Here is an 18,476-nt window from a genome sequence, read left to right on the forward strand (position 1 = left end):
ATCCTGAGCCAACAAAAATAAAACGGTCGTTTAAATATGGAAGATTTTACTCAGCGTTACCCACAACACTCGCAAATCTCGGTGGCCTGGGGCGAAATGGATGCCCTGCAACACGTCAACAATGTGGTCTATTTCCGCTACTTTGAGACCGCCAGAATCGACTTCTTCAACCGCCATTTTCCCTTGGGTGAGATGTACAAACAGGGAATGGGGCCGGTAATAAGCGAAAACCAGGCCAGGTACAAGCGCCCGGTCACCTACCCGGATACCCTGTTGATAGGCATCAGAATAAGCGACATAGGTGAAGACAGGTTTACCATGCATTACGAGGCGTACAGTAAGGCGCAGCGAGCCATTACCACTACAGGCAGCTCTGTCGCCGTGATGTACGATTTCAAGAAAGGCACCAAGGCCAAACTACCGCAGGAACTGCTGACCATTCTCAGGCAACACAGCCAGGAAGCTTAAGCCAGGGCTAAGTCAGGGCTCGAGAACAGGCTGGCGCCGGCCCTGTCGCAGTTTGCGCCTGTGCTGCTGTACCAAGCGCAGTGCCCGGTACAGATCTTCTGTCGACAGCTCCAGGTAACGGCCGCCGTAAAACCACAGTGGACCGTATAACTGTCGGCAATGGGTTATGCTGATGGGTAACACCAGGTCATCGTTCAGCAGCAATTTCAGTTTCATGCCCTGATGCAAACGGCAGGCGGAGATCAAACCAACCCCGCCGCGGCTGATATCTTTGATATTTCCAAGCCCCAGCTTGCCGGGGCGCCACCAGTGCCAGTGTCCCAGTTGCACCGTCATGCCATCACAGTCGAGCAGGAAGTCGGCGTCATTGCCCAGCCTCAGGCTGATACGCAAATGCTCGCGTCGCTGCGCCTCGTCACTGCTATTGTCCGTCATTACTGGTACCTGTCCCTTGGCTGATTAAAGCGGGCCGCCTCATTGGCCTCAAAGAGTGCCTTTCCGCCTGCCAGGCTCTGGATCTGCTCGGAGGCTTCCTTGGTGAGGATCAGTATCTCCACTCTGCGATTGGCCGGGTTAAAGGGCTCATTATCGATAAAGGGCACCCGGTCGGCCATACCGTTAACCTGAAGAATCTGCCCCTGACGCACGCCACCAAACTCTATGGTTTGCCTGGCGATCAGCGCCCTCTCACTGGACAACTCCCAATTGGTATAGCTGCGACCGACATAGGGCAGCGAGTCGGTATGGCCAGAGATGATCAGTTGATTTTTCACCTGTTGCAAAACAGGCGCCAAGGCCAACAACAGATCTTCAAAATAGGGCCGCATCTGCGCCTGGCCCACTTTGAACATAGATTGTTCATTGTTGTCGTGAATGCGGATCCTTATTCCCTGAGGCACGGCGTCCAACTGTACGTTTTTCCCCATACCCGCCTGGTCGACGACCCGCTGGATCTGCCGCGCCAACACTTCCAGTTGCACCTGAGTGGCGAACTCACCTGGGATAATGGCATTCAGTTTGGGCCCCATACCGGCCTTGGGCTGCCACTTGCCTTCTGGTACATGGGTGCGCAGCGCAGGGCCACGCATCTCATCACCACTGGCCGGGGTAGGAACCACAGGTTGCTGCACACTGGGTTGCCCTTGCAGATCGATGAGCGAGGGGATGTTACGCAGATCGAAAGGGTTGATATCGCCGGAGGGATACAACTCACCATTCAAATACTTAACCACGGTTTCCCGCTCTTTCTGATCCGCCACCTGCATGATCCACAGCACCAAAAACAGCGCCATCATTGCCAGGGTAAAATCGGCAAAGGCGACCTTCCAGGCACCACCATGGGCACCGTGTTGTTTGCCCGCCCGAGCACGACGGACAATGATAGTTTCCTGTCTTGGTGCCATTAACTTCTCTGTTCTGTCAGTATCTGTTCCAATTCCACAAAGCTGGGGCGGCTCTCGGTCTGGATCTGTTTGCGGCCGGCATCAATCGCCTGTATCGGCGGTTTGCCCTTGGCGAACGTCGTCAGCATGGCGGCAATACACTTGAGCTGACTGATCTGCCGATCCACTTGATGTTCCAGCGCCTTTGACAACGGCTCGAGCAAGCAATAACAGGCGAAAATCCCAATAGAGGTGCCCACCAAAGCAGCCGCTACCTTGACCCCGATCAGGCTGATGGGGCCATCAATGTTGGACATGGTAATGATGATCCCCATCACAGCCGCCAGAATACCGAATCCCGGCATGGCTTCGGCGATTCGTCCCAGTGCCAGCGAGGGACGCAGGCTGTCTTCTTCGATTCTGTGGATCTCTTCCTCGAGTATCATTTCCAGATCGTGGGGAGAGATTTTACCTATCGACTGCAGGCGCAGGTTATCAACCAAAAACTGCAGCAACTGAGGGTGTTCAAGCACCACCGGATACATCAAAAACAACGAACTCTCGTCCGGATTTTCGATATGGGCATCCAGCACCTTCATCCCCTGGGATTGGATCTGCGCCATCAGCATGTTCATCAGGCCAAACAGCTGAGGGTAGAGTTCCGGCTCAGGAGTATCCTGTCTGGCGATCTGGCGCAACTGCTGCCACAGCTCCACCAGCACAGCGCGGGGGTTGGCAATCAGCAAAGAGCCGATGCCGGCACCTAGGATGATCAGGATTTCTGCCGGTTGCCACAAGGCCAGCAGGTTGCCGCCGGCCCAGGCATAACCGCCGAAGACACACACCAAAATCACCATTAAACCAACAAACTTACTCATTATCAGGCTTCCAAATCAGAGTTGAGCCTGCCGATAAATCGCCTGTAACTGGCGTACGGCAACCTTGTGTAATTGACATATCCGGGTTTCGGTTAACCCCAGGGTGGCTGCAATCTCTCTGAGATTGAGTTCATGCTGATAATAAAGCGACAGAATTACCTGTTCTCTGTTGCTCAGTTGCTTGATTGCCGCAATTAACAGCTGATTGCGTTCAAAATCGACAATTTCCTTGTCCTGACCGCCCAGTGACAAACCCTCTCCCAGCATCTCATCCAAACTGGTCATGGATTCTGCCAGGGTTGCATGCAGGTAATCCCGGTACTCTTCCTGGGTCAGGCCCATTCTTGCAGTGACTTCACTGTCTTTCGGGTAACGGCCCAACTCCCGGGTCAACTGCCTGACCACATCGTTGAATGAGTGTGCCTGCTGGCGCACCGAGCGTGGCCGCCAATCCAGGCGCCGCAGTTCATCGAGAATGGCGCCACGGATCCTCTGGCCGGCAAAGGAGATAAAGCCGGCATCATACTCTCCCGGATAGCGCCGGGCAGCCTCCAGCAGGGCCATCAGAGCTATCTGCTCCATGTCCTCCTGGCCGATAAGCGGGCCACAATGACTCTTGAGGGAACAAACTGTGCGTTTTACCAAGGGCAGATATTGATGTAACAACGCCTGCTCGGATTGCCGCTCATTGCCATACGCCTGATAACCCAAATCATAGGCTGTCATCTCACTGTCCAAGGCGCCTCCTTTACTGGATGACCATACGGGTGAACAGGACCTCTTCAATATCCAGAGTAAATTGATCTTTGGTCAGCACCTTGATCAGGGATTCTCTGGCCTCCAGTTGCAGCGTTTCCAGATTCTGCGGTTGATTCAGCACGTTGAAAGACTTGCTGCTGAACATTCGCATCATGGTGTTGCGAATAAGTGGATCGGCAGCCTTGATCTCCTGGGCCGCATTGTCACTGCGGGACTTGAGCGCCAGCTCGAGCAACAGGTAGTGGGGATATTCATCCCCCGGTACCGAAATAATCATCTTATCCAGCGGGTAAAAACTGGCCTGTGGTTGTACTTCTTCTTCCGCCGATAACCATTTCCCCAACCATGCGGGCGGCTGATGGCCGATGAAAAAACCGCCTCCAGTGGCCAGAATAAGTAACGCAACTATGAGTAAATTTCGTTTCATATCAATCTTTCATCTCTATCATCAGGCCAGTAGGTTCAGTTGCCTATCGCGTCTGCGCTCGGCTTCTGTGTCACCTTTGGTTTCGTCCACCCGGGATGAAGCGATCGCGCCGGCATACCCTTCTCTGGCATCCTGCTCAGGTTGGTGTCGCTCGCTGTCGGTGGCTACATCCAGGGAAATATTGCCTTTGTGTTCCATGGCCAGTTCACTGCGCAGGCGTTCCAGGCCGCTGAGCAGAGCATCGCGCACATGGTTGTTGGCCGCATGCATCTGAATATGGAGCCGGTCACCGTCGAGGCGAATGTTCAGTTCTATCCGTCCAAGCTCGGGCGGGGTTAACTGCAGCTCGGCGGTTTGAATGCGTTGATCTATCTGAAAACGCAGTTGATCTCTGAGTGGCAGCAACAGCTCTCTGGCATGCTGCACCTGAGTTCCCTGAGCGCTCAGAGGCAAGGGGCCCCACTGGCTCACGCCCGGGCGCTCGCTTGTCAATGCGGCAACTTCCGGCTGCAGACCAAGCTCAGCCACAGGCTTGCTGGAAGGATCTGCATGCCAGGCCGCCAGCTGCGCCGCGGCATTGACCGTTAGCTGTTGCGACGGCATGGCGGTCTGTGCCATGGTGCCAACGGGCAGAAAAGGCGTGCCTTTGGCCTCAGCTATCGCACTCGAAACTTGAGAAGCCGCTTGAGGGAAGGCGGCGGCCAATTGCAGGCTTTGTCCCCGCATATCACCCGCACCTCTGCCCTCACCATTGAGCGGGTTCGCTGCCACAGGTTGGCTGATGCCTGCCAGTGACAGATTGGTTTGCTGCGTGCCCACAATGCCCTGCGCCGTGATGCCGGCCAAAGGTGGCACTGTATTTTCATCATGACCTTGGCCCTGCAATTGCGCCAGGGGTGCTCCTGGCGGAGTGGTCACGTGGATTGCAGTTGGCTGCATCAAAGGCGGCAAGAGTTCCTGCGCCACCACAGTATTGGCCGACATCTCGCCTGCCGACTCTGTCCCTGATTCCCTATCCTCTACTGTGCTGCTTTGCCCTTGAGTAGTCTTTACCTGAGAGCCCTTCTCTTGAGCACCCTGCGCTTTGGCATTCATGCCGGAAGCTGTGGAGTTGGCCGGCTGAGTCGCGGCCTGAGAAAGAGACTGTTCTTCCTGCCGATAAGAGTCCTTTCTGCCACTGCTGTCCGGGTGAGCGGACAAGGGCACTTTTTTCGCCGGCGTTTCAGCCAGCGCCGGGATCAGCGCAATACTCAATACAGGTCTCCTTTACTCATGTTTCCCTCTTGAAACTCGGGTTGGCTGAGTTGGGTCAGTTGATAGGCGGACATGCCCTCTTGTTGTGCCAGTAGTTGCTGCATCTGCCGCTGTAGCGATTCGCTCTTGGTTTGCAGCTGTTGCATCACTTGCGAGTGACAAAGCTCCAACTGTTTGCGCGCCTGTAACTCAGCCTGAGAACGGGGCTTTCCCTGCTGCCTGAGCAACTGGATCATCTGCCGGTTGACCCGGCATGCGACCCTGCTGCGACTCACGCTGAACGTGGCATCGACCCGGGTGGTGCTGATCCGCGGCCATGAAGGCGGCGATGCCGCCGGTAAGGTGATCCAGGCGTTCGGTGAAGTGGTGATCGGAGGCAACTATGTGGTTGGCGCCGTGGTGTTCCTGATCCTGATGATTATCAACTTTGTGGTGATCACCAAGGGGGGCGAGCGGATCTCCGAAGTGTCGGCCCGCTTTACCCTGGATGCGCTTCCCGGCAAGCAGATGGCGATAGATGCCGATCTCAATGCCGGTTTGCTGACCCAGGATCAGGCGCGGGAGCGGCGTAAAGAAGTCGCCGCGGAAGCTGACTTTTATGGCTCTATGGACGGTGCTTCCAAGTTTGTTCGCGGCGATGCCATTGCCGGCTTGTTGATCCTGGCAATCAACATCATAGGCGGTATCTGTATCGGCATCTTTATGCATGATCTCAGCGGCACAGAGGCGTTCAAGACCTATGCACTCTTGACCATAGGTGACGGTCTGGTGGCCCAGATCCCATCACTGCTGCTGGCAACTGCTGCGGCGATTGTGGTCACCCGGGTTTCAGATGCCGAAGAGATGCCGGCCCAGTTCAACGAACAACTGCTGGCCAATCCCAAAACCCTGGCGACCGCGGCGCTGGTGATGTTGATCATGGGGCTGGTACCCGGCATGCCCACTTGGGTATTCCTCAGTGCCGCGTTGTTGTTGGGTTTTGTCGCCTACAAACAGTACCGCACCAAGCCGGTAATCATGCCACCGCCACAGGCCAAACAGGCCGGCGAAGCCCTGAGCGAACCTCAAGCCCCCAGCTGGGACAGCCTGCCCTATGTCGATGCGATAGAGGTCAAGCTGGGTTATCGCCTGGTGTCTCTGGTGGAAAAAGAGCGCGGCGCCGAACTGATGAAACGCCTGACCGGAATTCGCCGCACTCTGTCGGAACAGGCGGGCTATCTGCTGCCGGAAGTCAGGGTCAGGGATAACCTAGCGCTGAGCCCCACTCACTACCAAATCAGCATAATGGGTACCTTGGTGGCCACGGCAGAGTTGGATCCGGAGCGACTGCTGGCGATTCGCAGCAGCAATGTTTTTGGTGAGCTGGACGGCATCATCACCCGGGATCCTGCCTATAACATGGAGGCGGTCTGGATAGAGCAGGAAAAGAAAGCCAATGCGCTGAACCTGGGCTATTCCGTCGTGGACAACGCCACAGTGATCGCCACCCATGTCGCCAAGTTGCTGCGGGAGCGAATGGCCGAGCTATTGCAGCACGATGATGTGATTTCACTCAATGAACGACTGGCGCGCCAGGCCCCCAAGCTGGCCGAGTCACTGAGCCAGGCGCTGTCGCCGATTCAACAGCTCAAGGTGTACCGGCTACTGCTAAGGGAACAGGTTTCTTTGCGGGATATTTTGACCATAGGCACCACACTGCTGGATTGCAGTGAAAACAGCAAAGATCCCGTGCTGTTGGCGGCAGATGTTCGCTGCGCGCTAAGGCAGGCGATAGTACAGGCCATCTGTGGAGATGTGCCTCAGCTCAAGGTGATGACCCTAACCCCAGAGCTTGAGCGACAACTGATGAGTGCCCTGAGCACCGCCCAACAGCAAGGCAGCGTGTCACTGGATGGTTTCCCTGTGGATCCGCAGTTGCTGGCGCAGCTACAGCAAAAAATGCCCCAGCTGTTGGCCGAGGCCAAGGCCGCCGGACATCATCCTATCCTACTGGTGCCGCCTCAGTTGCGCCCGCTGCTGGGCCGTTATGCTCTGGCCTTTTCAAGAGGTCTTAATGTGTTGTCTTACAATGAGATTTCTGAAAACAAAGACATTATGGTCGCCGGTCAGTTGGGATAAACGGGCATTATTGGCATGGAGTAAATCGTTGTAATTCACCTTAAACTTATACTAAAGTCCTACGAGAAATGATTGCGGGAAGATTAAGGTAATGCGAAGACTTACCAGCTTAATAATATTGCTGTGCTGCTGTCTGCCGGTTTGGGCGGCGCAAAAATTACCGGCCAGGGCCGAGCTGCAACAGCTGGCCTCGGCCAGCGCCATGCTAGTGGATCTGGAAACCGGCGAGGTCCTCTATGAGGACAACCCACAGCAGGTACAGCCCATAGCCTCGATAACCAAGTTGATGACGGCGCTGGTGACACTGGATGCCAAGTTGCCGCTCAACGAACGGATTGCCGTGGATGTCAGTCAGGCCGATATCATGCAAAACGTGGTGTCCCGTATCCGTATCGGCAGTGAGTTGAAACGCAAAGAAGCACTGGCGCTGGCATTGATGTCTTCGGAAAATCGCGCCGCCGCGACCCTGGCACATCACTATCCCGGCGGCTACCAGGCCTTTATCAAGGCGATGAATGCCAAGGCGGCAGAACTGGGGATGACTGACAGCCGCTTTGTCGAACCCACAGGGCTGTCGGAGCAGAATGTCTCCAGCGCCAGAGACCTGGTCAAACTGCTGCGTGAGGCCAGGAAATACCCTCTGATAGGCGAACTGAGTTCGGCCCCCAACCGCAGCGTCATGTTTCGTAAGCCCAGATATAACCTGGCGTTTTACAACACCAATCGCCTGGTGAACAAGAAAAACTGGCAGATCCACCTCACCAAGACGGGTTATACCGATGACGCCGGTCACTGTCTGGTTATGCTCACCAAAATGGCCAAGCGCGAAGTCGCCTTTGTGGTACTGGATGCCTTCGGCAAGCTGACCCATTTGGCCGATGCCGGCCGCCTGAAGAAGTGGCTGGAAACCGGCAAAGTCAGTCCGGTTCCCCAAGAAGCACTGGACTATAAACAGCAAAAGCAAACAGAACGTCAGGCCTTGGCCGCCACCCGTTAATATTCGGCAAACAGCGGTGACTCAGCGCAGGTTTTCACGCTTGCGTAGCCGCATCCACAACAAGTTTTGTTATCATCCCGCCTCGTTTAAAGGCCTTTGGCCTTCGCAGTTACTGAGTCAGGAAGATGCAGTCATTTAAAAAGCACACCCTTATCCCGCTGGATCCCCGGGATCCTCTCTCCATCAGCCTGGCACTGGCGCAATACCGGCAACAACTGCAGCAAGGTACTATTCTGCGCCAGGGCATGTTCGATATCGAATTTGTCGCCGTGACCGACAGCGGCAACCGCCGCTTGCAAATCGATGACCTGCAAGATTCAGAACTGCGCGCTCTGCTGCAGGAAGCCCTGAGCCTGGGGCCGGATGGCGAAGGGTTCATGCTGCCGCCACTCATCAGTGACGAATGTGACCTCTACCTCTCTGAACCCTTGCTGTTCGCCATTGCCATGCAACACCCTCGCCTGGCACCCGAACTGCTGGCCACCGCCGAGGCCATGATAGCCTTCGCCCGCAGGCATAATGATCTGCAGCGCATGTGGCTGGACGACAGCCGCATTTTCGGGGTCGAGGCCCTGTTTCTGCTGGCCCGGCGCATGCCCGAACTAGCCTGGCTATTGGCACGCTTTCTTATCCCCGCCTGGGACAATGTCTACAGCAATGGCTATGAGCAATATATGGCACGGCTGCTCGAACTCAATGGCTGGAGCCCGGATATGCTGCGGGCCTTTGTCTGGTGCGACAGCGACCACTTGCGCCAGGGCTTCTTCTACAGCGGCGAAACCGGCATTCAGAGTCATCAGCCACTGGCCGACTTCCTCAAGCAAAATCCACAGCAATATCCTCTGTTCAAACAGCTGTTGAGCGAGCGTTTACTCAATAGCCCGAAACTGCTCGCCTCCGAAGACCGCCCACTCGGCAGAGTCGATGCCGTGCTGCATTTCTTTGTCAGCATGTACCCGATTGAGTTTGCCTGGTTTGAAGTTGAACAGAGCGAGGGGCTGGATACCCTGCTTGAAAGCCAGTTTATCCGCGCCAGTCTCGAGGAGGAGATAAGCGACCTGCGCGCAACCATAGAGAGCCAGGCCAGTGGCGCCCTGGCCTGTTACAGATGCGGCATAACCGGGAGCGTCGAAACCGACGCAGATGAACAAGAGGGCAGCTATCAGGATGAGGACGATGAGCAGCCGGGCAGGCTGCTGCGTCTGTTAAAGCCATTGGTACTGGCGCAACCCCAAGGCGCGGCATTGTGGCAATATCTGCATGATGGCAGCCAATCCCAGGCGCTGGCGGCTCAGCAACCAATAGCATTAATTCCCGCTTGTAAGGCCAAAGCCCTGGGGCTCTATCACTACATAGTCGACTACTGCGTTACGGCAGATTCCAATCGGCATATTGCCGAAGAGCTGAGCAGTATTCTCAGCGATAGCCGTTATGAACTGCTCCATGGAGATCAAGAGGATGTCGAAGCCTTTGCCGATATTTTGCCATCAAAGAGTTTGCAGCAAAGGCAACAACAGTATTTACGCCTGCTGGATATCTGGTTCGCTTGGCTTGGCAAACCCGAGTTGGAAGAGATCCGCGAAAACCTGGTCGACGATGAAGGGCTGCTCGATGACGGCCAATACCTGCAGCGCTACGGCAACCTCAGTGACACCAGTGAGCAGGCGCTGCTCGAGGCGCAACTGGCTAAACTGTTGCAGCAATGGAACGACAAGCGCCAGGTCTACAACCGCCCCTTGTTGAACAAGACCCTGGCCTTGTTCCGGCAACACCGGCAGCTTGCCAACCCGGATAACTGGCCGCTGAGCCAAATGGAGCTCGGCCACTATGTGTTGCTGGCCTTCCTTTGGCAACAGGACTGTCTGGCCGGGTGCCATGACGCCACCAGCCGGGCGCTGAGCGAGAGATTAAACGCTAATAGTCCTTGGGAACTGCTTGCCGGGCAAGTGCTCAAGCAGGCCGCAGACGATGCCAAGCCGCTCAAGGCGTTTATCTGTCGGCCCGAGCCCTCTCTTTGTGAGCTTGAGGCGCTGCAACTGGCACAAGACCAGCTCTATCGAAGAGGGCGTGATAGTGTTGGCCGCCAATTGACCCTGGAGCCCATCAGTGACTTCCAGCCCAAATACCTATTGTTCGACAAACAAGACGGTTTTCGCCGCGGTGCCATGCTGTGCTATTTCCTGCTGGCCTCGCAGCAGGCTTTCACTCACTCCTCGGCTCAGCCAAATGAGCCGCAAGCACCGGCACTCATACTGGCCCGGCGCCTGTGGCAATGGCTGCTGGAACTGGCGCCACTCAAGCTCTTGCATTATGCCGCCATGCCTTACAGTGACGATAATTTCGACCCTGAGTTTGACTCTGATACACAGAGGCAGGGCTTTGTCAGCAGCATGCAATCACTCGGCGTCAGTGAAGCCCTGCTGACAGTGTTTGACTTCCAACTGTCGCTGAGCAGCGGTGATGACGACAACACCCTGCGCGCAGTAGCGCAGCTGAGCCCATTGGCCCAGGCCTCATCGAGCCAGGCAGATCCACTGCTGCAGGCACTGAGACGACTGCCGGATAGAGAGAAGCTCAATGCCTTCGAACTGCTGGAGCTGCAATTCCCCGGACAAGGCTTTATCCAACACCCTGAGCTGCAGCGGGAGTGGTCACTCTGCCTCGAGTATTTTATTCGCGACAACCTCAAGAGTTGGCAGCGGGTATTGGCTCAAGACTTTGATGGCCGCTGTCAGTTGCTGGAGCGGGGCATAAAGCAGCCTGTGGTTGCCGCGCCGCAACTTGTGGTTTGCGAGCAGGCCCAAGATGACAGATATGACTGGCTCAACGTCAGCCTGCTTCGGCGTCAGGGTGAAGAGTTGCAGGCATTATTGCTGACCCAAGCAATACCGCCGGAGGGCTTGCCCCAAGGTGTTCCGGGCGAGGTGCTGCTGTTTGACGAGAGTGTCAGCGCCGAGGAGATCTTGGCTGCATTCAAGGCCCTGTACTCAGCAGATGCCAGGGTCGCCTTGGTCAACGGTCGACTGCAAGCATACCTGAGTGGTGAACTGCCGCTGGCAGCCATGCAAGCCTGCCTGCAACGCCTGTTCGCCCTTGATGAGCTGAGTATCTACTCATCCTTCGAGCGTTATGACCTCAAGCAGTGCCTGTGGCTACTACCCACCCCAATCCGGCAGCGACTGCTGCAGCTCCTGCTTGGCTACCAATTGGGATTTGAACTGTTCGATAAGCAGCTATTGCGGGCCTTTATGGCCGACAAGGTGCGCCGCGGCGACTGGCCAGCGGCGCGATACATAGACAGGAGATACCAGGACAGCGATGAGCTGCAAGAAGCCGCGCTGAGCTGGCTGCTGCAAACCTTGGAGCCGCTGCGGCTTGAGCCGATGAAACTGCTGCGTTTTTGCCTCGGCAAGGGGGAATATGAAGCTCCCTGTGACTGGCTAGTCGCTCAACTGAGAAACGGCACGCTGACGCCCCTTGTTACTCAGTTGACTGTCAATGAGAAAATCGAGCTGATCGATTGCCTAGAAGGCGACTATTCCGACGCGGCCGAGTTGCTCTCGGCGCTGGCCAAAGATGACTCCCGCCGGGTAAGAGACGCCATGGCAGAGCTTGCCTAACCGCCGCCGATTGGGTAAGGCAAGGGGTTTGGCGGGCTGGCCACATAGCCGCCAGGCAGCATGGGCACGCCTTTTAGGCTGTCTATGCTGCCCGCTTCAGCGCACCAGCCAGTCCAGAAATTGCCACAACAAGACATTCATCTCCTGAGTCTCGGCCTGGCGCAGTACATCAGGTGACTGCACCCAAGGACTGGGCTGACCAAACTCGGCGGCACTGTGACTGATAAGCGCCTCTATCGCCTTGGCGTCAAATTCCAGATGGCACTGAAAGCCGTACACTCTGGCACCATATTCCACTATCTGCCTCGGACATACCTCACTGAATGCCAACACCTTGCTATCGGCCGTCAGCCCAGGCATATCATGGTGCCAATGCCCCAGAGTGACACTGTCGCCGAAGCTCTCCAGGCCTGGATGCGCCCTGCCAGCCGCGGTCAAGGTCACGGGAAAGAAGCCTATCTCAACCTCTGGGCTGGGTTCGAAAGGAGCACCGAGCGCCTCGCCAATCAGCTGCGCTCCCAAACAGATACCCAACACAGCCACCTGCCCGGCAATGGCTCTGGCTATCAAGGCCTGTTCCGCCCGGGCATCAAAATAGTGGCACTCGGCAATGCCGGTTGCCGGTGACTGTGGGCCTCCGAGCACAACCAATAAACCTACGCCTTGGAGGCTCTGCGGCAAGGATTCACCAAGCCAAAGGCGGGTATAGCTGGCTTCATAGCCGCGCGCGCGACACCAGTTCGCCAAAACCCCCGGCCCTTCGAAAGACTCATGTTGAATAAAATGTACCTTCACCTGTCGCTCCCGCGTTTGTTGTTCAGTTGGCCGTCATGTTAGCCTTGACAGCAGACCGGTAGATATCGACACAAAGACAGATAACATTGCCAAACCGCCAAGCTATTTCCCCAACAGATACCCTAGCTTCAGAAGCACGGTTCGATGCCAACGGGCTGATAGCGGCTTATCCCGACGCCCGGGTGCTCAGCAAAGTGCTGTGGATGCCCAGAGGGCATGTCGATAGCTGGCACAGCCACAACTGGCATCAGTTGGTGTTTCCGGCAAGCGGCCTGTTACAGACTCAGGTCAGGGATACCCGCTTTATACTGCCCCATAACGGCGCCCTGTTTATTCCGGCAACCCAGGAACATGAGTCCAGAGTCCTGGTGGATACCCAGTTCATCGGTCTCTACCTGGATCCCGCATATAGCCAGGGCTTTCCCACTCAGGCCAAACCCTTGGCGGTATCTCCCTTTCTAAGGGAATTGCTGCTGCATCTGACACAAGCACCCAGCCCGCAAGCCTCAGACGCAAGGTTGAGGTTATTGGCGGTTCTCAAGGATGAGGTGATCCAGGCGGCGCCCTATCGTTTGGGGTTACTGCTGCCAAAAGACAAACGTCTGCTGCGGATTTTTGATGAACAAGTTGCCAGACCGGCATTGGAAATGACTCTGGCCCAATGGGCCGAGCGGGTGGGCGCATCCGAGCGCACTCTTTCCCGGCTGTTTGCCCGGGAACTGGGTTGCAGCTATCCACTCTGGCGCCAGCACCTACGTTTGCTGAGTTCGCTGACGCAGTTGGAACAAGGTGAAACAGTGCAACAGGTGGCATTTCAGGCGGGCTATCAGTCCGATTCTGCCTTTATCTGTGCCTTCAAAGGTCTCTTTGACCAGACACCACACCAATACCGCAGCCAGAATAGGCCAACGTAGAAGACGCTGGCTTAATCTGTACTTGGAAAACGCCGACTCACTCCCGCAGCAAAGGCTGCAGACGCTGACGGATCTCATCAGGAATAGGTCGACTCTGCTCACAGCTGTAGTCGTAGTGCACCAGGGTGGTCTTGGCTTCGGCGGTCAGCAGCTCTCCCTGCCAACTCTGCTGCAATACTTCGAACGAGCTGTTGCCTATGCGGCTGACCGAGGTCAATACTCTGACTGTCTTACCGTAATAGGTGGGCGCCTTAAAGGCGATGGTGAATCCGGCCACAATCAGGTTCCAGTTGGCCAGATCCAGACCAGGGTTGAAGATTTCGAACACAGGCTCTCTGGCGGCTTCAAACCACACGGGCAGCACAGTGTTATTGATATGGCCCAGGCCATCGGTTTCATTGAATCTGGGTTGAATATCCAGGCTTAACGCTTCCATAGGGTATCCTATTGTTATTATTGTTGATTAAAACTCGCACTTGTCTTTGCCGGGCTTCAGCTTACCTTGAGGGTCAAACTGTTTGCCGCAAATTTTCTTGCCGTCCCGATACAGGGTTTCATAGCGGCCATCGTGATAGATGCCTATGACCACGCCATCGAAACGGGCACCGTTGAAGTTGTAAACCTGTTCGCCATTGATCATCCGGTTGTATACAGAGATCCTCGGCTCCTCCTTATGGAGCTTGCCATTGATGTAACGGCGTTCAACCATCTTGTTGGCCGCCGTTAGCTCCTGGCTCTTGAGCAGCCGTCCCTCACGGTCATAGCAGATATATTCCTGTTCATAACCGTAGCTGAAGCGTCTGAAGCAAGCATCCTGACCATCTTCATAGAAGCTGTGTTGCCAACCGCACAGGTTATTGCTGGTTGCCGCGCCGTCATAATCGCAATAGAAGTTGATCTCCTGCAACTGGCCGTTGCGGTGAAAACGATAGCCATCGCCTATGGATATCCCTTTTTCTACGGTCCGAAAAGAGGAGATCCCATGGGGGCTGAAGCTGGCCTGCATTCCCTGACCCAGCCCTTGACTGAAGTTTTGCAGGCGCTCCAGTTGCCCCTGTTTATCAAAGCGATACCAGCGCCCCTCGGCGCGAGCATCACGATACTGCTGCACCTCCAGCAGTTGCCCCTGCTCGCTGTATCTAAGAACCTTTCCCTGAAGGATCTCATACCAACGACCCTCTTTATCTTGGTACGCCTGATAATCATACAAACTGCTCAGTTGACCATTTTCATGGAAATACAGCTGCTGGCCATCTTGCTTACCCTGCTTGAACTGCGACAGCTTTTTCAACTGGCCACTGGCATAGAAGTAACGGCTCTGGCCATCAAGCTGATCGGCAAGATAATTTTCTTCCAGCAGTAGTTTACCGCTGCTATCCAGTCGCTGCCGCAGTCCCTGTTTCTTACCTTGATGGTAATGGGTCCGCAGCTCAGATTCGCCATCCATCTCAACCCAGAGTCCATCTTTCAAGCCATGGTCATAAGTCACCCTGTTGCCATCTTCAATCCAGGGGCCATGGCGTTTGTTGTCAAGGTACGCACCCTTGAGCCAGATTTTTGTGGGTGTGGGTTCGGCGTCACTGCCAAAATCGGCCAGAAGCTCCTCGTATTCACCATGCAATAAGCCATCTTTGTAGTTCGCAAACCCCAGCGACAAGGTTTCGTCATAGTCGGATTCCAGCTTCCACAGGCCCTGTTGCTTGCCGTCGACGTACTGCCCCCGCCAAAAACGACCATCGAAGTCAGCCTCTATCCACTCGCCCTGCTGCAAGCCATTTCGATAGTCACCGGCGGCGTTGATACGGCCATTACGTGGGCTATAGCTGGCCCAACTACCATGCAACTTACCGCCCTGGTAAGAGGCACTCAGTGTCACACCGCCCCAGGTGCCACCGGTAGGAGTAAACCCCAGCAGCGGGCCACTGCGACCAGCCTCCCCCTCGATATCATCGCGCTGGTAAGCCACTTCGGTCACCATAAATCCTTCAGCTTCACCAATACCAAAGCTGAGCCGCTCGAAGCTGGCGGTCAGGAAGAATGCTGTCTGTCCCTCTTTGATTCTGACAGGATACTTGAGCCGATAGGAGTACGCCTGTTCGGCGCGCTTCACTGCCCGCCCCTCTTCATCCCGGTAACCCAAGAGTTGCCCGTCACTCTCCAGGCTCCCTTGCAGCAAGGCCCTGATGTTGGCGTCATCAGTGGCGTCAATATCGTAAGTCATCAAATATTGTTGCGGCGGCCAGCGCTTCAACTGTTTACGCACTTCGGCCACGGTGAAGTGTTTGAGGGAAGGAGCCAGCCGGTCCAGCCTGGGCTGCAGGCGCTGCAGCCACTGCCAATTGCTGTAGTCCCGACCATATCCCCTGATGGAAAGTTCTGAGCCGGTCTTTAGCATCACCAGGACTTCGCGCTGCTCATCACCATCGAGATCCTGATAAAAGACGGCGACGACCTGAGTTGCTGACGGGAAGCTATCCAGCGTTTTACTGCCCTTATCATCCTGAACCTGGGCCAATACCTGCTCGGAATCACGGTAGAAAGACAACTGCTCGCCGTCACCGCCGGGCAGTGTCAAAGGGCCGTGAGCCAATTCAGAGGCTGAAGAAAGCGGGGAAAAAATAAGGAGAAATAAGCCTGTGAGCAAGCCTGGTTGGAATAGTCGTTCCATATACTGCTTCCTTGAGAAATGACCTTGGCAACCCGGCCAAGATTGGGGGCCAATACTACAACAGCCGGTATTAAATCTAAAGGAATCATGCTATTAAAAAAGGCTGCCCAGGCAGCCTTTTTCAGAATTAACCACCATACATGGCGTTAATTTCGCGGGAATATTTGTGATAGATCATCTTGCGTCTGAGCTTGAGAGTCGGGGTAATCAAACCCGCCTCCATAGAGAAGGCTTCCGGCAGCAGGGTAAACTTCTTGATCTGTTCAAAACCCGCCAGCTCCTGTTGCAGGTGTTTGAGCCTTTCTTCAAAATGCTCCACCACATGGCTGTGACGTATCAGTTCCAGCGGGGATTCATAACTGAGTCCCTTTTGTTTGGCCCAGGCTTCCAGGGCTTCAAAGGCCGGAACGATTAGCGCAGTCACATAGTTACGGGCATCGGCAACCACCGCCACCTGTTCGATAAAGGGACAGCAACCCACCTTGCCTTCAACCCGCTGCGGCGCAATGTACTTGCCGTTGGAGGTCTTCATCAGCTCTTTGATCCTGTCGGTGATAAACAGATTACCCTGTTCATCCAGGTAGCCGGCATCACCAGTCCTGAGCCAGCCATCTTCGAAGGCCTCGGCTGTGTCCTCGGGACGATTAAAGTAACCGCGCATCACGGTATCACCGCGAACCAAAATCTCATTCTCGGCCCCGAGACGAACTTCCACCTCAGGCATACAGCGGCCGTTGGAACCTGTAACCCTGTTGTCCAATGTATTGCAGGTAACGGTTGCCGTGGTTTCTGTCATACCGTAACCACAGAGTACCGGCAGGTTAATGGCCGCAAAGAACGCACTCACTTTGGCATCCAAAGCCGCGCCGCCACAGGGCATCAGCTGCAGGCGACCACCGAGAGCGGCTCTGAGTTTGCCGTAAACCAACTTGTCGGCCAGGCGCCATTGCAACGACAACCAGGCACTGGGTTTGGCCCGGCCCTGCATCACCTCAAACTGGCGCTCGCCCACTGACAATGCCCAGGCAAATAACTTGCGGCGACCATTTCCGGCTCGGGCAACTTTGTCCTGCACCGCGCTGTATACCTTCTCCAGGAATCTGGGTACCACACACAGGGTGTGAGGACGCACGGTGGCGATGGCTTCTTTGACTCTTTGAGTGTCCGCAAGGTAAACGTTACGGCCACCACGACTGAGCACATAGAAGCTCCAACCCCGCTCGTAAACATGGCTCAGGGGCAGGAAAACCAGTGACACCTGGTCACTGCTGAAAGGGATCTTCTGTTGATGCTGGCGCATGGCCGAGGCGAAGTTACGCTGATCCAGCATCACCCCCTTGGGATCACCGGTCGTACCTGAGGTATAGATAAGAGTCAGCAGATCGTCCAGCGTGGCGCTCTGTTCCCTGGAGGCCAGCTCAGTGCGTGCTTCTTCGGGCACTGTCTGCTCTAGCAGGGTGTCCAGGTGTTGATGATGGGGCTGCTTGAGGGTGACTTGCTTGTCAAACACCACCACGCAATTCAGTGTCGGGCACAAGGACTCCAACTCACAAGCCAGTTCATACTGAGCTTTGTTGTCCACAAACAATAGCTTGGCACCGGCATCATTGATGATATAAGCAGCTTGCTCCAGGGTGGAGGTAGGGTAAACCGGCACCACAACACCTCGGGCGCGGATCACACCGACATCGACACAGGTCCATTGCGGGCAGTTGTGGGACAAGATCACGGCGCGATCCTGAACCTCAAAGCCGTTGGCAATCAGAGTTCCGGCAATGGCAGCACTGATACGGTTAAATTCATTCCAGCTGACCTTATCCCAAGGCGCAGCCATTTCGAAGCCTTCCAGGGCGATATGCTCTGCGCGCGCTTTAAGCTGCTGACGCAAGAGATGGGTGATTCTGTACTGCTCTAGAGACATAACTCGGTTTACCTTTTTAGCTTACAGCTGTTCCGCTTTTGAGATTCTACCCCAAGGCTCAGGCAAACATAAGAGCTTTTGCTCTAATTCCGTACAGTATCACGCTCCACTCATAGAGATCAGACCAGTTGTTATATCAGGGTTCCAGTACTGCTGTACGCCATAATCTATTGCGGCCAAGATGAAACAACGCCCTTGGTAAAGAGCAGCCTGACCAACGCCACCTCAGCTAAGACTCACAGTCCAATCTTGGCGAAATGCAATAATCGCCCGGC

16 protein-coding genes are annotated in these 18,476 nt (G+C 55.4%); 5 read left to right on the forward strand and 11 right to left on the reverse strand.

Annotated elements, in window-relative coordinates:
• Positions 1 to 36 precede the first annotated feature (36 nt).
• Positions 37 to 468, forward strand: coding sequence for an acyl-CoA thioesterase (locus tag ACMHXI_RS13625; RefSeq protein WP_109247455.1), 432 nt, complete (start codon positions 37 to 39; stop codon positions 466 to 468).
• Between the two features lie 12 nt (positions 469 to 480).
• On the opposite strand, the gene ACMHXI_RS13630 is transcribed toward ACMHXI_RS13625, so the two are convergent.
• From ACMHXI_RS13630 to ACMHXI_RS13660, 7 genes are read right to left on the reverse strand one after another with little or no spacing between them, the layout of a single operon-like run.
• A complete protein-coding gene (locus tag ACMHXI_RS13630) occupies positions 481 to 903 on the reverse strand; it encodes a hypothetical protein (RefSeq protein WP_025009156.1) in 423 nt (140 codons plus the stop codon).
• Entirely contained in the window at positions 903 to 1,871 is a 969-nt protein-coding gene (locus ACMHXI_RS13635; protein ID WP_025009155.1) for a flagellar motor protein MotB, read from the reverse strand. Before ACMHXI_RS13635 ends, ACMHXI_RS13630 begins: the two co-directional genes overlap by 1 nt.
• Positions 1,871 to 2,728 carry a flagellar motor stator protein MotA gene (motA, locus tag ACMHXI_RS13640; RefSeq protein WP_413735190.1) on the reverse strand — a complete coding sequence of 286 codons (858 nt, stop codon included), beginning with the start codon at positions 2,726 to 2,728 and terminating at the stop codon, positions 1,871 to 1,873. Before motA ends, ACMHXI_RS13635 begins: the two co-directional genes overlap by 1 nt.
• 15 nt (positions 2,729 to 2,743) lie before the next feature.
• Positions 2,744 to 3,454: an RNA polymerase sigma factor FliA gene (locus ACMHXI_RS13645; RefSeq protein ID WP_044736031.1), complete on the reverse strand. Its 711-nt coding sequence runs from the start codon at positions 3,452 to 3,454 to the stop codon at positions 2,744 to 2,746.
• Positions 3,455 to 3,476: 22 nt separating this feature from the next.
• Positions 3,477 to 3,914, reverse strand: coding sequence for a flagellar basal body-associated protein FliL (fliL, locus tag ACMHXI_RS13650; protein ID WP_037474831.1), 438 nt, complete (start codon positions 3,912 to 3,914; stop codon positions 3,477 to 3,479).
• 21 nt (positions 3,915 to 3,935) lie between these two features.
• Positions 3,936 to 5,168: a flagellar hook-length control protein FliK gene (locus ACMHXI_RS13655; protein WP_115389480.1), complete on the reverse strand. Its 1,233-nt coding sequence runs from the start codon at positions 5,166 to 5,168 to the stop codon at positions 3,936 to 3,938.
• Positions 5,165 to 5,404, reverse strand: a complete 240-nt coding sequence (locus tag ACMHXI_RS13660; RefSeq protein WP_109247453.1) for a hypothetical protein — start codon at positions 5,402 to 5,404, stop codon at positions 5,165 to 5,167. The genes ACMHXI_RS13655 and ACMHXI_RS13660 overlap by 4 nt, the downstream gene beginning before the upstream one ends.
• Positions 5,405 to 5,411: 7 nt before the next feature.
• On the opposite strand from ACMHXI_RS13660, the gene ACMHXI_RS13665 reads away from it, so the two are divergent.
• The 3 genes from ACMHXI_RS13665 to ACMHXI_RS13675 all read left to right on the forward strand — a co-directional run bounded on the left by ACMHXI_RS13665 (position 5,412) and on the right by ACMHXI_RS13675 (position 11,903).
• Complete coding sequence (locus ACMHXI_RS13665; RefSeq protein WP_309076554.1) at positions 5,412 to 7,286, forward strand: flagellar biosynthesis protein FlhA; 1,875 nt, start codon at positions 5,412 to 5,414, stop codon at positions 7,284 to 7,286.
• 91 nt (positions 7,287 to 7,377) lie between these two features.
• Positions 7,378 to 8,283, forward strand: a complete 906-nt coding sequence (pbpG, locus tag ACMHXI_RS13670) for a D-alanyl-D-alanine endopeptidase (protein ID WP_082050271.1) — start codon at positions 7,378 to 7,380, stop codon at positions 8,281 to 8,283.
• Between the two features lie 125 nt (positions 8,284 to 8,408).
• On the forward strand, positions 8,409 to 11,903 hold the full coding sequence (locus ACMHXI_RS13675) for a hypothetical protein (protein ID WP_413735194.1): 3,495 nt from the start codon (positions 8,409 to 8,411) through the stop codon (positions 11,901 to 11,903).
• Positions 11,904 to 11,999: 96 nt separating this feature from the next.
• Here the strand turns inward: ACMHXI_RS13675 and ACMHXI_RS13680 are convergent, their stop codons facing one another.
• Complete coding sequence (locus ACMHXI_RS13680; RefSeq protein ID WP_109247450.1) at positions 12,000 to 12,698, reverse strand: glutamine amidotransferase-related protein; 699 nt, start codon at positions 12,696 to 12,698, stop codon at positions 12,000 to 12,002.
• 86 nt (positions 12,699 to 12,784) lie between these two features.
• On the opposite strand from ACMHXI_RS13680, the gene ACMHXI_RS13685 reads away from it, so the two are divergent.
• The gene (locus tag ACMHXI_RS13685) at positions 12,785 to 13,612 is read left to right on the forward strand and encodes an AraC family transcriptional regulator (RefSeq protein ID WP_232786054.1); all 828 of its coding nucleotides are present in this window, start codon (positions 12,785 to 12,787) and stop codon (positions 13,610 to 13,612) included.
• Between the two features lie 37 nt (positions 13,613 to 13,649).
• On the opposite strand, the gene ACMHXI_RS13690 is transcribed toward ACMHXI_RS13685, so the two are convergent.
• The 3 genes from ACMHXI_RS13690 to ACMHXI_RS13700 form a co-directional block, all read right to left on the reverse strand.
• A complete protein-coding gene (locus ACMHXI_RS13690) occupies positions 13,650 to 14,048 on the reverse strand; it encodes an acyl-CoA thioesterase (RefSeq protein ID WP_025888469.1) in 399 nt (132 codons plus the stop codon).
• 27 nt (positions 14,049 to 14,075) lie between these two features.
• Positions 14,076 to 16,280: a toxin-antitoxin system YwqK family antitoxin gene (locus ACMHXI_RS13695; protein ID WP_413735197.1), complete on the reverse strand. Its 2,205-nt coding sequence runs from the start codon at positions 16,278 to 16,280 to the stop codon at positions 14,076 to 14,078.
• Between the two features lie 127 nt (positions 16,281 to 16,407).
• Positions 16,408 to 18,201, reverse strand: a complete 1,794-nt coding sequence (locus tag ACMHXI_RS13700) for an AMP-dependent synthetase/ligase (RefSeq protein WP_044735542.1) — start codon at positions 18,199 to 18,201, stop codon at positions 16,408 to 16,410.
• Between the last annotated feature and the right edge of the window lie 275 nt (positions 18,202 to 18,476).

The organism is Shewanella sp. BJSY2023SW005 (assembly GCF_047314585.1).
In the GTDB taxonomy this organism is placed as follows: Bacteria; Pseudomonadota; Gammaproteobacteria; order Enterobacterales; family Shewanellaceae; genus Shewanella; species Shewanella algae.